We start from the raw sequence: 14,239 nt of genomic DNA, 5'->3' as shown, positions 1-14,239 counted from the left end.
CGCCCACCCACACGCCGCCGTCCCTCACCGCGCCGCCCCTGCCGCGAGTAGCGCCTGGCCGTAGTGCTCCAGGAGCCACTCGCAATCGCGGCGCAGAAGGGATACGTACACGTGGGCGGAGAGCGGCAAAGCCGGCATGACGTCGGACGCGTGACGCTGCGCGATGTCCAGGCGTGTCCGACGGCCGCACCACTCCGGTCCGCCCCGCCACAGGCCGTCAACCTGCTTCTCGGCGACGGGCAGCAGGTCCGTGATGTGAGCCCGCAACGCTGCGGCGGCCGCGACCAACTCGGGGTGGCTGGGCCGCGTGGTGGCGGGAGCGGCTGACTCGGCGAGAGTGGTCTCGATGGCGCTGACGCTCATCGGGACAGGCCCTGGCGCCGGTGGCCGACATCCAGTAGCTGCGCGACGGCAGCCGGGGAGCAGAGCGTGTCGGCGTGGACCGGCGGCACGACCCAGTGGATGCCCTCCGGGCCAGTCCGGGCGAGGCTGGGCACCGGGAGGTAGCTGCCGTGGAAGAGCACCCCAGCATGAGGGGAGTCCCAGTCACTGGCGGTGCCAGCGGAGACGAGGATCATGTACCAGGTGGGCGGCGCCCAGATGACGGGCCCGCCGAGTTGAGCCAGCACCGTGGCCACCGCCGACTGCTCGGGGGCCACGGCCGCGGCGTGCACAAGACGTTGCGGGGCCTTGACGGCCTCGAAGACGGTTCCCAGGCCAAGGATGGCGAGGCGGCCGTCCTCCCAGTCCCGGAGAGCGATCTCGGGGTCCCGGATGGAAGACGCGAGCCACTGAACGATGGCCGTCTCAACGTTCACTCTGGCGGGCATCCCTGTGCCCCTCTCATCAGCCGACCGAGTCATGGAAGTAGCGTCGGCTTCATTTGCTGACTGCGGGATAACCAGCGGGGGTTACCGAGGCGGTAATACGCTCGTTGGCGTTCCAGTAAGGCGCCCGCGCGTGCATAGGATCGCTCCGGAAGTCGGCCTCCATGGCAGCCACCACCCCCGGCCCGCTCGCCCCCGAAGTCCTCGACAGAGACGACGTACAGCGAGCCCTCGCTGAGCACGACTTCGCCGCGGTCTTCGCACTGATCAAGAAGTGGGGCGGCCTGTCCCAGAACAGGATCGCTTCTGCCTGCCAGCTCACCCCCGGCAAGGTGTCCACGATCATCAGCGGCAGCCAGCGCGTCACGTCTTTCGAGGTGATGTGCCGGATCGCCGATGGGCTGCGCATTCCCGGGCACATGCTCGGTCTCGCGCCACGCCCATGGGAACACGAGCAGCAGACACAGCACCCGCCAGAGTCGCCGGGAGTTGAGCGCCCAGCAGCCGACGAGGTTCCGTGGCGGCCCGACGCCACCATCGACCTGGCCGCAGACCTGACGAGGAGCGATCTCGTGATGGACCGACGCGCAGTCACGCGCGCGCTGGCTGGAGCCGCGGTGACCGGCGCCGTCCTGCTCGACTCATTGGAAGGGTGGCTCCAGCCCGCCGCCGCGCTGCCGACGCCGTCCCGCCGGGGCCGACTAGGGATGCGGGAGATAGACGAGCTGGAGATCACCGCGAAGGCGTTCCGGCAGTGGGACCACCAGTACGGCGGCGGGCTCCGGCGCAAGGCGGTGCTCGGCCAGCTCAGCGAGGTCGCCAGTGCCCTCGATGACCACCAGGTGCCAGCGGTCGAAAGCCGCCTGTACCGGATCATGGCGCAGCTCGCCGGGACGGCCGCGACGATGGCCTGGGACTCGGGCCTGCACCGGCGCGCGCAGGAGTACTACCGGCTCGCTCTGCGGTCGGCGCACGCGGGCGATGACACAGTGTTCGGTGTCAACGTGTTGGCGGGGATGGCCAGGCAGATGCTCTACCGAGATCGCCCGGACGATGCCCTCCAGCTCATCAACCTGGCGCAGGAAGGGGCCCGAGACGTTATCGGTCCGCGTGTCCGCGCGATGTTGCACACCCGGGAGGCATGGGCGTACGCGGCGCAGGGCCGTACCGCAGGATTCCAGCGGGCAACGGCGCGGGCAGCCGAAGTACTCGCCACCGCCGGGCCGGACGAGGAAGAGCCGTACTGGATTGCGTACTTCGACGATGCCGAGTTGGCTGGCGTCACCGGCGGCCGACTCCTCGACCTCGCGCGGCAGGACCCGCGTCGGCACGCGGAGCGGGCCGCCGCCGAGATCCGCAGTGCGCTATCCTCGCGCGGGACCGAAGCGGGGCGCTCGCACGCGCTGGATCGGATCGGCCTCGCTGAATGCCAGTTCCTTGTTGGCGATGTCGCGGGCGGCGCGGAGGAGACACACCGGGCGGTGGACGCCGCCCGGCTCACCCAGTCCGGGAGGGTCCGCAGCCAGCTCGGCCAGCTCTACCCGTACACCGTGGGGCACAGCACATCGCGTACGGTCCGAGAAGCGCGGGACAGTATCCGCGACTTGCTGTCGAGCTGAGGGGTGGACATGACGACGCTGGCCGTGACGGGGCACATGGACCTGACCGAGGAGAGCGTGCCGCTCGTACGGGCTGCGCTGCGCGAGGTCTTGGCGCCGTACCGGGAGGATCTGACCGGAGTGTCGTGCATCGCGGCCGGGTCCGACACGCTGTTCGCGGAGGAGGTGACCGCCATCGGCGGTCGCCTCGTTGTGGTGATCCCCTCCCAGGACTACCGGGCAGCAAAGGTCAAGCCGAGTCATGCGACAGCCTTCGACCGCCTGGTGGGGGCTGCCGCCGAAGTGGTGACGATGCCGCATGAGACGGCGAACCGGCAGGCGTACGAGTCGGCGAACGCTGTTCTTCTGCAACGTGCGGACCGTCTCGTCGCAGTGTGGAACGGCGCGCCCCCAGCAGCGGGCAAGGGTGGCGGTACGGCGGACGTCGTTGCCGAGGCGCGCGCGGCCGGTGTCCCCGTGGACGTGGTCTGGCCCGACGGAGCCGCCCGGAGGACCTGAGCCGTTCCGGACATGACGAAGCGCCCCTGCCCTCCCGGAGGAGAGCAGGGGCGCGCGGTACATCAGGCGCTCGGCGAGGCCCTGTACATCGTCGAGAACATCATCGCCGACCCCGGGATCCTCGGCCGCGCCGCCTTCGAAGCCTTCCTGGACGAGGAGTTCACCACCGGTACGAGCGAGGGCGAGACCTCGCTGAAGGGCGTGGGGTGGGACGGCGGCCGGCTCACCCGGCGCGGCGCTTGGGAACGGGTGCTCAAGGCCAACTCCGACTACGCGCGCTCCCGCCTCTCGTACATCTTCAACCAGGTCATGTACACCTACGAAGGAGCGTGGGAGGCCCACGAGGGGCTGCGGGTGATCGGCTCGCCGTTCTACGAGGGCAGGGCGCGCAGCCACCGCATCGCGGGGGAGGCACTGGGCTGGGAGCCCTTTCTCGGCGAGGAGGTGCTGGTCGGTCCCGACGGGCAGGACCTGGACCTCTTCCACTCGCTCTTTTACCACGACACCACGGCCCGCTGGACCGACGACTACCGCCGCTACGTGGTCAAGGGCCTGGCGAGGAGCAAGCTCGACCGCGACGGCAACGTCGTGCGCAGAGTGCCGCTGGGCCGGCACTACACCACCGTCACCGAGGCCGGCCACACCCGGGAGAACGGGTACGTCGCCAACTACGGCGAGTCCACCAACTACCTGCCCGAGTGGTTCCACCGCACCCTCGGCCACCGGGGCGACGAGGCGCTCAACGACAACATCCTCCACATCGCCCTGCGCAATCTGCACGCTCGCGGCTACGCCCGGCACACCGCCTCGACGACAACGGCAAGCGTGTGATGCGGATGGAAATGGTGCGGGGGACGCGGGCCCCGTCGTGATCGACGTGATCCGGCTGCTGCCGCGGTCGAACCAGCTCGCCCGGGCCGACGGCACCGTCGTCAAGGGCTCCGACGACGGGGTGATCTGGCACGACCTGCACACCGTCAGCGGCGTCGACACCGCGCGGTGGTACGAGGCGAGGGCTGGAGCGGCGGGCGTCGTACCGGCGGATCCGGATCTACGACAACCACGACGGGCGCTGCAATCTGAGCGGGATCGAGTTCGCCTCCTACCTGCCCGACCAGGACTGACGGAAGGGGGCGGACGGCCCGCTTTCCCGGCGCGGTACCTATTAGGTACCGTTGGGGTATGCCGTCACTCAACATCAGCTTCACCGACGACGAGCTCGAAGCCGTCCGCGCCGCGGCCGCCGCCGAGGGTAAGTCGCTCAAGCAGTACGTCCACGACCTGCCCCTGCGCGAACAGCAGCGGTTGCAGTTCGTCCGCTACGCCGTCGCGTGGGGCGAGCAGCACCGGGGCGAGTTCGACGAGGCGTTCGCGGGCGAGGTGCCACCGGCTCCGGGCGCCGGGCGGCAGGTGGAAGCCGCCTGATGCCCGTCCTGTACATCGACGTGGCCTGGCTCCTTGACGTACAGGAGCAGGCCGTCCCCGAGGACGTGTCCGTGGCCGACTACTCCGCGCTCGTCGCGGCCGTCGCCCGGCACAAGACCCGCATCCCGCGCCCGGCCACGAGCGAACCCGACGTGTCCTGGCGCGCCGCGGCTCTCATCCACACCCTGGTACGGCTGGAGCCGCTGCCGTACCGCAACAGCCTGTACGCCTGCCAGGTGGCCGCCGCGTACATGCACGCCTCGGGCGAGGGCATCGACCCGCCGTACGGGGCGCTCGTCGAGCTGGTGCGTGCCATCCAGTCGGGCAAGGCCAGCGTCTACCAGGCCGCGGACCGGATTCGCGGCTGGCGCATCTGATCCGCGCGGCGGGCGGACCCGGTCCGGTCCACCTGCCGCGCACCGGCGAGCGCCCGGCCGCCCTGACCCCCGTACGGGGCGGCCGGAAGCATCGCCGGGAACGAGTACACCGCGATCGCCCGCCTGTGCGAAAGCGAGTTTCGGTGGTCACGACGCCCAAATCCGGGGCCGGAGTGTGCACGGTGCACAGTCCGGCGCGGATCCGGTGCCGCAGTGCAGGGCAGGCGGGCGGCGTGCTGGTCACGGTGCACCGTCAGGACCGTGCGGCGCCGGGCCCCACCGCGAGAACTGCGGGCTCTCTCCCGAGAAGTGGAAGGCGTGCACGAGCTCGTGGACGCCCGAGCCGGTGGACAGCAGATCCCGCCCCAGCAGCCGCTCCGCGATACGCAGCCGGGCCGCGACGGTGGTCCGGCTGCTGCCCAGGCGCCGGGCGGTCCGCTGCGCGTCGGCGTTCGACTCGATCCAGGTACGGAGCGTGTCGCGGACGAGCCGATGGCGGGCGTCGTGCAGCGGACCGAGGAAGTCCGCGGCCCACGCGGCTGCCGTCCCGCCGCCGGACGGTGGCTCCGCGCCGGCCGGCGGCGGTACCTCGGCGGGTTCACCGTCCTGGTGCAGCGCGGTGACGGCCAGGGCCAGGGCGAGCGCGGCACGCGCGCGGACGTCCCGGAGGTCGAGGCCGAGCGCGGCCTCGGAGCGTGCGAGGTGGGCGGTGACGGTGTTGCGGCTGATGCCCAGCAGAGCGGCCACCCCGGACCGGGGGAAGAAGAGGGCGAGCCGGGTGGTCTCGGCGGTCAGCTCCGGCAGGGACCGCAGTGGTCGCAGCAGGGCGCGCGCCCAGGCGAGTGCCTCCTCGCGCGGCAGCAGCCGCTCCAGCGGCTCCCGCCCCCGGTAGCCGGCCACCCTGCCGGGGGTGTTGCCGGCCACCGCCAGCGCGTTCCTGGCCTCCTCGTACGCCTCGGCCGTCGCGCGCAGCGGGTGCGGGGCGCTGATGCCCAGGGCGTACTCCTCGCTCTCGGCGACCAGTTCGCGCAGTACGCCGCCCAGCTCCGGCGGGGTGTCCTCGTCCTCGGCGACGATGCAGATCAGATGCTCGTCGTAGACCGGGCAGCGCACCATCATGGCCCGGCCGTGATACCCGGAGGGGTCCTGGTGGGCCTGGGCGAGCCGGTCACGGTCGGCGGGCGCGCAGCGCAGCAGATGGACGCGGATCCGGTCGGCGCCCAGCAGTTCGGGGACGGCCCCGGTGGTCATACGCCGGGCCAGGACGGTGTCGCCCGCCATGAGCGCCATGAAGAGGGCCACCCGCATCTGGTGGGCCTTCTCCTGGTAGCCGCGGAACGCCGTGTCGGCCGCCCGGGCCCGGTCCAGCAGGGCGATGATGTGGCCGGTGTGCGAGGCCGCGGCGGCCTCCTGGCCGGTCAGCCGGTCCGCCCCGGCCAGGACGAGCACCCGGCGCGGGTTCTCCGAGCCGACCCCCTCCAGCCGTACGCGTACCGCCCCGACCTCGGTGGCCGCCGCGGCCATCCGGCCGGTGGCCAGCCGGGTGAGCACCGGTTCGAGCGCGGGCAGGATCTCCCGGGGGAAGCCGGGGGTCGCGAGCTCCACCGTATGGGCGCGGCCGACGAGGGCGACCTCCGTGCCGAGCTGCCGGTGGAGCCAGTCGACGACTCCCTGGACCCCCACGTCCGGCCGCCAGGCCTGCCGGCCGACCAGATAGAGCAGCTCGTCGAGCCGGCCGGCCGGCGGCGATGTCTCGTGCTGCGCCGGCCCGGGGGGACCTGGGTGTGCGGACGGGTCCGGCACACCGGGTCGGCCATGCATGCGATCTCCTACCACGACCCCCGACGGCCCCCGCAAGGGGGACAGTCTACGGCGTGGTCACCCCGCCTCCTTCACTCATGCGGTGGTGTACGTCCGCCCGAGGGGTGCCCTGCCGCGACGGTCGGCCTCGTCCGCCGGGCCCCGGCGGCCCGCGTCCGTCCCCCGGCCCTGGGCGGCCGGAGGACGGACGGGGCCCGCGCCGGGCTCAGTTGACGTACACGCTCGGGCTGCCGGACTGGCTGGTGTCCTTGACCGGGCCGTACTTGGCGGAGAAGTAGCTGGCGGCCGGGCAGGTGATGGGCCCGGAGGACCGGCTGAACAACTGGTTCGCGAACGTGATGGAGTTGTCGGCGTTGGACGTCGTGCCGTTCAGCCCCGTCGAGGTGTAGACGCAGGTCGTCGTGCCGAGGATGGTGCTGAGCTTGACGGTCGTCTGCACCACGCCGGCGCTTCCCGCGGCCACCGTGAGCCCCCCGGCGGAGGTGACGGAGGTGGTGAACGGCAGATGCTCGACGGTGATGCTCTGCACCCCGGTCGTGCCGAGGATGTTGCTGGTGCACCCGCCGAAGGTGTGCGCGGTGAGCGACTCGGTGGCGGTGCCGGGGGCGGCCGGGTTGCCGGTGACCGCCACGGTGAACTGCGAGCTGGTGCAGGTGATGCCGGTCGTGCCGCCGGAGGTGGTACGGATCGCCACGGTCGTCCCGGAGCTGAGCGAGGACGTGAGCACATCGCCGACGGCGACGGCGGAACCGGCCGCGCTGCCGTAGGTGAGCACATTGCCCGCCTCCGCGGAGGTCCCGGCGGCGGAGGCCGGGCCCATGGCCATGAGCGCGGCCACGGTGGTGAGGCCGGCGACGGAGAGAAGAGTGCGTCGTGCGCGCATGCGAAGTCCCTTTCGCGAGGGGCGAGTTGAGCGGGGTGAAGCGGAGACGTGCCCGAGTTGGGGGCGGCGGAGGCGCAGCACGCCGTACGCCCCGCCGCGGCTCTGCCACGGGGCGCACACACGGGACGGATCCGGCCGTGCGGGCCGGGTGACGGGCCCGCACAGCGGTGCCGGAGCGGGAGAACGGTGCTCCGGAACGGCAGAGGGAGGGGCGGAGAGGGAACGGAACGGGCCCAGCGCCATGGACCCGTTCCCGTGCCGGGGAGGAGCGCGGCACGGAAGGAAACCCAAGAGCGTTGTAGACCTGTCCGGTGGGCCGAGTCAAGGCCCCGAGGGGGAAGTCGCCGAGTAAAGTTACCCACGGTACTCGGACGTCAGCGGGGTTCTCGGATGCGCCGGTCGACGTCCGGCCAGGGTACCCACGGGGGCGTGCGAGCGCACCGCGCCTCGGTGCACACACGAACAACACCCAATTTTCACAAGGCTGTTGACCCCGACGATACCTGGGAGTAACTTCACCTCGACTCCCATGGCCGCGCCGTCGCCACCCCGGGAAGCCCTGTCGGCGCCGGGAGCCGTCCGCGCCAGGACCCCGCCGCGCAAGCTCGTTCCGGTCACCACACCTTCAGGAGCAGCTCATGGCCACGTCCGAAATCACCGGCGGTGAAACGCCCGAGAGAGCCGAGCGGCGGGGAAGGGTACGGCTGCGCCGGGCCGCCGTCATGGGCGTGCCGGCGTTCGCGGTGGCCGCCACGCTCGTCGTCCTCACCGCGCAGGGCGCCATCGCCGCGCAGTTCGCCATCTCCGGCATGCCCTTCGTGGTCACCGCCGACCGTCTGGACGCCCAGGGCTTCGAGCAGTTCGGCGCGCTGGACAGCATGGCGGAGGGCAGCCCCAACGCCGGCGACACCGGCGGTCAGGTGCTGGTCGTGGTCTCCGCCATCAAGAAGGCCAAACTCACCAAGTTGTGCCAGAGCGTCGAGCTCGGCGGTACGTATCTGCACATCACCGCGGGCGACAAGGGCACCCCGGTGTCCGCGACCGACCTGACCACCGACTCCACCGAACTCAGCGGAAAACAGGCCGACTTCGACAACATCGAGATCGGCGGGGACGCCAGCTCCTTCACCAAGGCGGGCGTCAAGGGGCCGCTCGGCGTCTTCGGCCAGCAGGCCGACAGCGTCGTCATCACCAACCTGCGGCAGACCAACTACGCCACCACGGCCGCCCGGTTCACCCTGCCCAACCTGCATCTCAACTTCAGTTCGAAGGGCTGCTGAGCGTGGTCCCGCCCGAAGCGGACAGCCCGGCCGGGACCACCGTCCCGGCCGGGGGGCGCCGCCGTCGGCGATCCTTCGCCACCTGGCGCAGCCGCCGCCCGTTCTGGGGCGGACTCCTGCTGCTGCTCGGCGGGGGCGAGATCCTGCTGACGGAGCAGGCGTCCATCTCCGTCGTTCTCCAGGCGGGCGCGGGCGGCGTCGCCGCGTACGTCCTCCCGCTGATCATGGCGGTGTGCGGGCTGCTGCTGGTCCTCAACCCCGCCCAGCGGCTCTTCTACTCCGTCATCGGGGTGCTGACCTCGCTCGGCTCCTGGGTCACCTCGAACCTCGGCGGGTTCTTCGTCGGACTGCTCCTCGGCGTCATCGGCAGCTCCATGGCCTTCGGCTGGCTGCCCGACCAGGAGCCGCGCCGCCGGCGCCGCTTCCGCAGGCGCGCCGCCGCGTCTGCCGCGCCCGCCGCCTCCGCCGCCCCCGCGACGGGCCGGCCCACGTCCTGACCCGCGGGCGCGGTACCGTACACCCCGCGAATCCAGGTCACCGACGGGATCGAGGGACTGGTCCACCTGCGAAACCTCACATCGACGCCTGTGGAAAGTCCGTCAGATATCGTCCAGGCCTGCGACGAGGTCACGGTCGTCGTCACTGAGATCGACCGGGAGCGACGCAGGCTCGTTCTCTCTCGACGACAAGGCTCATCTGACCACCGGTGACTCCTCTACGCTCCCGCGACGGCTCCTCGCACGCGAGTTCCAGAACGCCTGAGCGCCCGCTCAGCGCAAGGGAAGCACCGCTCCAACCCCGCGAACCTATGCGGTCAGAGCACTGGCGAAGGTGTCGGCGATCGGGGTGATGGAGTGCTCGGGACGGGGGCGACAGGTCCCGGGCCACGGTCAGAATGCGGAGGGCGGGGACCACCAGGGTGCCCCGGCATGAGCAAGGCGCGGCATGCCTTGAGTTCGGGGCGGAGGTTATTACTACCAGACTCCATGTCCTCAAGTGCCTTGGTTCACGAGACGTTGAGGGCTTTCGCTACATCTGTGATCGCCACCCCTTCATCCGCGGCCTCCCAATCGGCCGTCAAGGTCCACCCGCCGCCCTTCTTCTCGATCATTCCATTGAACGCCATCTCGTCGGGGCCTTGGTCGGTGGGCATGTGTAGACGCAGTGTTGCTCCCAGTTGAAGAGACGCGGATGTGCTCCCGGAGTGTGGAGAAGTGAAAGAGATCTGGAGCGTTAGATCGGCTGTTGCGGCTGCACCCATATCGAATTCAACATTAAGATCGAAAGAATAGCTCCGCGTTGAAGTGCCGGGATCTGTGTACACCTCGACCAGGAGACTCTGGATCGTGAAGTCGGTGAGTGCCGGTGGGGCTGGAAGTCCAGATTTCTGCTTGATCCATCCAGCCATTTCTTTGACGTCGACATGAGAGCAGGATCCGAATTCTCGTAAACCAGTCGGATCGATAGTCAAGTTGATGACCGTATTTTTTCCGATCATAATATTCCCTAGCGGGGTGACGGTGTCAGTCATGAAGTACTCACCCGTTCGAGGTGCTAGTAGGGATTGGGGTAGAAGTGGCAGTAGTGATCTGGCGTGTACCAGAGTTCCCCGGTCGCTACTTCCAGAACAAAGCGCTCCGTTCCTCGATTGTTTGCTTTATAGCTTTGGAAATGCACCGTGGCGTCGTATTCGTAGTATGCTTTTCCTGCCGGGACAACGGGGAAGGGGTGCGTCGTTGCCGGTACGGCGGGGCCAAACTTGTTTGCCTTGCATCCTCCGGCCTGATTCATAAATTCCCCTCCAGTCCCGATCCAGAAATTCGCGAATTTCCCTTGTGGGTCTAGTGGGCTCTTGCCGTTGTAGTGGTACCGGTAATACGTCTCCCCGATGGGCATGCCAGGAGCGCGGGCAATCCTGTTGAGGCGGGGGGCGACTTGCGGCTGGAGTGGAGCGTTTCCGTTTTTACCACGGACGATGGTGGGGACGTCTTGCCACAAGGCATTCGCCGGGGCAGCTACCTCAATCTGGCTTTGGACGAGATGGCCGCTAGCCACATCAGGTCTCGGGGTACGGTGCCAAAGGTCTGCGAAAAGGGCAACACTCGCTGCTGTTTTCGGGGCGCGCGGGCCCGTGTGAACTGCGGGGTCGGGGGCGGCAACCGCTGGTGAGATAGTTAGGCCGAGCGTGGAGATCGTAAGCATGCACAGAAAGTATCCAGCTCGCCGGACGCGGAGCATCCGCAGATACATGGCCTCTTGCTCAGGCGTTTCGACGCGGTGTTCGATACGGCTTCGGTCGGCCTCGCTAACATCTGCGGCTTTTTCGTGCATTATAGGTATTCTCCTCCCGTGTGATCGATGCGGGGGCAGGGTTATGAAATACCTCGCGAGCTAATGGAGAAGCGTGTTATGGATGCAGGAAAGTTGGTAGGTCTTCAGTGGACAGCAGTGCCGGGCCATCCGCATCTCGATCTTGACTTCAGTGGACGTGGTAGAAAGCCGGCGCGGTGTGGAGGAACCTGGTCTCCTTGGTCGTGATGGATGGGGACGTGGAGGTGGGGCGTAGGGGTCAGGGTCACAAACGCGTTGGGCCGCGTCAGCAGCGTCCGCATGATGTGCCATCAAGCTCGTGCGCAGAGTGGGCCGCCGACTGGAGATCTGCAGGTGTCTGGCCGGCGGGCGGAGGCGGCAGTCCCGCCACTGTGGCGGCCTTGAGCCTGCGGACCTCTTCACTGCCGTGCGCGGTGGCCCGGACGGATTCCAGGAGCGGAACCTCCTTCCACGACAGGTTCTTCACCAGCGCATGAATGCTGGGATGGTTGCCGTGAGTACAGCGCTGTAGTGCGTACCTTTCTCCTCGACCAAGAACTGTGCGGGATAGGTCAGGGGTAGCAGCGCGTCGCAGGTGACCACCGTATCGGTCGAGTCCACCGTGATCACACTGGAAGCCGTGCCCGCAGTCGTATCCGTCGCCCGTCAGGGACCGTCCATCACGGCCGATTCGGGCATCGGCTCCCTACGTGCAGCTCCAATGCCAACCGCGAGAACGAGAGTCCTGGGCCGGGGAGCGCGTGGCGCCGGTCTGGCTTGTTGATCTGAGGGCGGCACATACTGCTTATGGCGCCACACCGAAGTCTCGGTACCAGCGATCCTTATCCGAGTCGGATTTACAGGGAGCCTTGCCCGGTGGGAGCAGGCCGTTGCATTTCACTGTCCCGGTCCCAAGGTCCCATTGGGTGAGTCTCTGCCACAGGGTCCTCCTCGGATCTTCATGCTGATTGAAATCCGCATTTCTTAGGGTCCAGACGGTGTTGTGGCTGCCAGGCATTGTCCAGCTGTCATCGCCGTACATGTCCTTCGCATCGATGTACTTGATCTCGGAGGACGGGTTGGCGTGTGCGGCGAGCAGGGCCAGGCCGGTGTCTACCGGCACGGCAGCCCACAGTTTGTTTTGATCATCACACTGGAAAGCGACCCGGCCGCATACGATGCCCGATTTGACGGTGAACGTCTTCACCACTAGTTTGTTGCCTTCCACGTGCACGCGGTACGCGTTCTTACATTTTTCACCATTCCCGAAGTGGTAAGTTGTGATTGGTGTTACCCAGACGGAGGCCGCATCCGGGGCGATGGCGACCCATCCCAAGGGGTAGTCGAATTTCACGGATGGCATCAGGCCACGCGTATTCGCGAAGTCGGAGTGATGGATGGCTTCCAGGGTCGTCACGATGAGAGTCGTGTAGTCCTCGCTGTGACCATTCTGGGACCAGTGGTTCCTGGTGATGGCCACCATGGTCTGGAGCTTGTTGCCTCCATCGCGCCATGGGGCGATGGCACAGTCAACCACGTAGGGGGCCCCGTCCATGGGGATGGTGTAATGGACTGGCGTGCCGGTGGCCCTCGTCATCTGCCCGGACGTGGCATCCTTGACTGGCTCCGGGAACTGTAGAAGCTGATTGCCAGCCCCGAGACCGTAAAGAGTGGGTGCACTGGCTCCGCCGTCATGGCATAACCAGACCAGATTGCCGCTCATTTCGCGCGTAGCGGGTGCGGCATCACCAGTCCCGACCAACTGGCTTTCCTCACTATGATTGTAGGCAAGCCGGTGTTGGGCGTCATAGAGGAAACCACTCAACAAGGCTCGGTCGAGAGCGGTTACTGCGAAAAGCGGATTAGCGTCAGGATCCAACTTTTCGCTAGGAGTGAGAGAAATCTCGCAGAGTTCCGTTTTGCCGAAAGTATCTTTCCAGCAGTACGGGGTCCTGCTGGCTGGCAATTTGATCACGTGAACCTCCAGGTGATGTGTGGCGCTGGTCCGGTGATGAGGGCTTGTCGCCGCATCGAGGAAAAGCACTCTGGCGTCTTAGCGTCCTGGTCGGGGCCGGTAGTAGTGTGCACGGAATGTTCCAGGCAGGGATGCCGAGGTTATCGGGACTCTCACACTTGAATACTTTCGGGTGAAAGGAGCGCCCAAATGCACGGTTGCATGGGCTGGCCAGCGAGGTACTGGCTGCTCATCCAGCGCCAATCCGGCGGCATCGGGGCTGCACGGCTGATCTGTCACGTGCTGGGGAGTGAACCTGACGGTGCCTGGGCCGACGTCGATTGGCTGAAGATGGACAACTGTGGTGTCGTCGGGGTGAGGTTCCGCGGTCCAATCCATCACACGGCATGATCCTGGGAGGATCTGTGGGTGCGAGTCAATTTCCTTCGGCGTGTGTTGCCCGGCGCCCTGTGGTGGAGTGGGTGAACGCTCCGTTGGTGTATTGGTTGCAGGGCACGGACGTGCGCAACTTTTTCCAGAACGAGTCGTCGGGGGCGCCTGAATCGGTGTGGGAAGACGATGCCGGCCCTCACGAGCTGCCTCTCACGCAGGGGCCGCGGGCGTATGGCGCAGTATTTCCCATGGTGAAAGACCAGTTAGGGGAAAGGCTCGTGGACTTGTTCTGCTACAAGCCGCCCAACCGGGGGGTGTTGTTGCACGCGGTGCTGGCGGACGGGAAGGCGGTGAAGGTGCTGGCGTTCGATCCGGAGCCGGCCGGCAAGGCCGACCCGGTGTCCACTCCGCCGGAGCTTGCGGGAATCGATGCCCAGTTGTTGAGTGGGGCGTGCGAGATGGATGATCCGGACCGTGTGCTGCTGTTCGGCCACAGCCAGGAAGCCGGCAGTGTGTACTGGATGTGGAATCTGCGGTCCCACAAGGTGGGGCCGCCTTTCGCGATGCCGGAGAGAGTGAAGGAGCCGGTCGATGCCGCGTTCCTGGGTTATGACCGGTGTAAGGATGCTCACGCGGCCGACGCCGACGGTATCCGGGTCATGCGGCTTTATCACGGCAGTACGGAGTCCGCGTTCACGGTGACGGTGGAGAAGCCCGTCAAGGGCGCGGTTCCGGCGGTGGGCAAGGCCGTCTTCACCCCGCCCGCTTCTGAGGTGGCGAACTTCATGGCGGTTCTGGCGAAAGCGCAGGGCTGAGCTGTGGAGACGGTCGGCAAGGCGTACGGGGCGTGGG

General features: G+C 67.8%; 15 protein-coding genes. 9 read left to right on the top strand and 6 right to left on the bottom strand.

Annotation, left to right across the window (positions count from 1 at the left end):
• Positions 1-24: 24 nt before the first annotated feature.
• Positions 25-363, bottom strand: a complete 339-nt coding sequence (locus ACIO3P_RS00760; RefSeq protein WP_401849680.1) for a DUF6415 family natural product biosynthesis protein — start codon at positions 361-363, stop codon at positions 25-27.
• Positions 360-818, bottom strand: coding sequence for a hypothetical protein (locus ACIO3P_RS00755; protein ID WP_401849677.1), 459 nt, complete (start codon positions 816-818; stop codon positions 360-362). Before ACIO3P_RS00755 ends, ACIO3P_RS00760 begins: the two co-directional genes overlap by 4 nt.
• A 173-nt stretch (positions 819-991) precedes the next feature.
• On the opposite strand from ACIO3P_RS00755, the gene ACIO3P_RS00750 reads away from it, so the two are divergent.
• From ACIO3P_RS00750 to ACIO3P_RS00730, 5 genes are all read left to right on the top strand, one after another.
• A complete protein-coding gene (locus tag ACIO3P_RS00750) occupies positions 992-2,446 on the top strand; it encodes a helix-turn-helix domain-containing protein (protein WP_401849675.1) in 1,455 nt (484 codons plus the stop codon).
• Between the two features lie 9 nt (positions 2,447-2,455).
• Positions 2,456-2,944, top strand: a complete 489-nt coding sequence (locus ACIO3P_RS00745; RefSeq protein ID WP_401849673.1) for a hypothetical protein — start codon at positions 2,456-2,458, stop codon at positions 2,942-2,944.
• A gap of 12 nt (positions 2,945-2,956) precedes the next feature.
• Positions 2,957-3,775, top strand: a complete 819-nt coding sequence (locus ACIO3P_RS00740; RefSeq protein WP_401849670.1) for a hypothetical protein — start codon at positions 2,957-2,959, stop codon at positions 3,773-3,775.
• A gap of 351 nt (positions 3,776-4,126) precedes the next feature.
• Entirely contained in the window at positions 4,127-4,369 is a 243-nt protein-coding gene (locus ACIO3P_RS00735; RefSeq protein WP_329823942.1) for a hypothetical protein, read from the top strand.
• Positions 4,369-4,746, top strand: a complete 378-nt coding sequence (locus ACIO3P_RS00730) for a toxin Doc (RefSeq protein ID WP_329823943.1) — start codon at positions 4,369-4,371, stop codon at positions 4,744-4,746. Before ACIO3P_RS00735 ends, ACIO3P_RS00730 begins: the two co-directional genes overlap by 1 nt.
• Positions 4,747-4,986: 240 nt before the next feature.
• Here ACIO3P_RS00730 and ACIO3P_RS00725 read toward each other — a convergent pair whose 3' ends face one another.
• The gene (locus ACIO3P_RS00725; RefSeq protein ID WP_401849668.1) at positions 4,987-6,567 is read right to left on the bottom strand and encodes a helix-turn-helix domain-containing protein; all 1,581 of its coding nucleotides are present in this window, start codon (positions 6,565-6,567) and stop codon (positions 4,987-4,989) included.
• Between the two features lie 205 nt (positions 6,568-6,772).
• Positions 6,773-7,450, bottom strand: a complete 678-nt coding sequence (locus tag ACIO3P_RS00720) for a Tat pathway signal sequence domain protein (RefSeq protein WP_401794880.1) — start codon at positions 7,448-7,450, stop codon at positions 6,773-6,775.
• A gap of 638 nt (positions 7,451-8,088) precedes the next feature.
• On the opposite strand from ACIO3P_RS00720, the gene ACIO3P_RS00715 reads away from it, so the two are divergent.
• Genes ACIO3P_RS00715 through ACIO3P_RS00705 form a run of 3 tightly spaced genes read left to right on the top strand, consistent with a single transcriptional unit; the run spans position 8,089 to position 9,440 of the window.
• Positions 8,089-8,730 (top strand): DUF6230 family protein, encoded by a 642-nt coding sequence (locus ACIO3P_RS00715; RefSeq protein WP_401849666.1) that lies wholly within the window; start codon positions 8,089-8,091, stop codon positions 8,728-8,730.
• A gap of 2 nt (positions 8,731-8,732) precedes the next feature.
• Entirely contained in the window at positions 8,733-9,227 is a 495-nt protein-coding gene (locus ACIO3P_RS00710; RefSeq protein ID WP_401849664.1) for a DUF6114 domain-containing protein, read from the top strand.
• A gap of 30 nt (positions 9,228-9,257) precedes the next feature.
• A complete protein-coding gene (locus tag ACIO3P_RS00705; protein WP_401850178.1) occupies positions 9,258-9,440 on the top strand; it encodes a S1 RNA-binding domain-containing protein in 183 nt (60 codons plus the stop codon).
• Between the two features lie 296 nt (positions 9,441-9,736).
• Here the strand turns inward: ACIO3P_RS00705 and ACIO3P_RS00700 are convergent, their stop codons facing one another.
• A complete protein-coding gene (locus ACIO3P_RS00700; RefSeq protein WP_401849662.1) occupies positions 9,737-10,261 on the bottom strand; it encodes a hypothetical protein in 525 nt (174 codons plus the stop codon).
• A gap of 1,584 nt (positions 10,262-11,845) precedes the next feature.
• The gene (locus ACIO3P_RS00695; RefSeq protein ID WP_401978113.1) at positions 11,846-13,015 is read right to left on the bottom strand and encodes a hypothetical protein; all 1,170 of its coding nucleotides are present in this window, start codon (positions 13,013-13,015) and stop codon (positions 11,846-11,848) included.
• Positions 13,016-13,476: 461 nt separating this feature from the next.
• Between ACIO3P_RS00695 and ACIO3P_RS00690 the strand changes: the two genes are divergently transcribed.
• Positions 13,477-14,202 (top strand): hypothetical protein, encoded by a 726-nt coding sequence (locus ACIO3P_RS00690; RefSeq protein ID WP_401849659.1) that lies wholly within the window; start codon positions 13,477-13,479, stop codon positions 14,200-14,202.
• Positions 14,203-14,239 lie beyond the last annotated feature (37 nt).

The sequence above is a fragment of the Streptomyces sp. NPDC087310 genome (genome assembly GCF_044744405.1).
In the GTDB taxonomy this organism is placed as follows: Bacteria; Actinomycetota; Actinomycetes; order Streptomycetales; family Streptomycetaceae; genus Streptomyces.
This window is presented reverse-complemented; position numbering and strand designations above follow the sequence as displayed.

Bases quoted from the DNA above. Each gene is read 5' to 3' on its own strand.
- ACIO3P_RS00715 (WP_401849666.1), top strand. From the start codon at position 8,089: ATGGCCACGTCCGAAATCACCGGCGGTGAAACGCCCGAGAGAGCCGAG.
- ACIO3P_RS00745 (WP_401849673.1), top strand. From the start codon at position 2,456: ATGACGACGCTGGCCGTGACGGGGCACATGGACCTGACCGAGGAGAGC.
- ACIO3P_RS00730 (WP_329823943.1), top strand. From the start codon at position 4,369: ATGCCCGTCCTGTACATCGACGTGGCCTGGCTCCTTGACGTACAGGAG.
- ACIO3P_RS00750 (WP_401849675.1), top strand. From the start codon at position 992: ATGGCAGCCACCACCCCCGGCCCGCTCGCCCCCGAAGTCCTCGACAGA.
- ACIO3P_RS00760 (WP_401849680.1), bottom strand. From the start codon at position 363: ATGAGCGTCAGCGCCATCGAGACCACTCTCGCCGAGTCAGCCGCTCCC.
- ACIO3P_RS00735 (WP_329823942.1), top strand. From the start codon at position 4,127: ATGCCGTCACTCAACATCAGCTTCACCGACGACGAGCTCGAAGCCGTC.
- ACIO3P_RS00700 (WP_401849662.1), bottom strand. From the start codon at position 10,261: ATGACTGACACCGTCACCCCGCTAGGGAATATTATGATCGGAAAAAAT.
- ACIO3P_RS00725 (WP_401849668.1), bottom strand. From the start codon at position 6,567: ATGCATGGCCGACCCGGTGTGCCGGACCCGTCCGCACACCCAGGTCCC.
- ACIO3P_RS00720 (WP_401794880.1), bottom strand. From the start codon at position 7,450: ATGCGCGCACGACGCACTCTTCTCTCCGTCGCCGGCCTCACCACCGTG.
- ACIO3P_RS00740 (WP_401849670.1), top strand. From the start codon at position 2,957: ATGACGAAGCGCCCCTGCCCTCCCGGAGGAGAGCAGGGGCGCGCGGTA.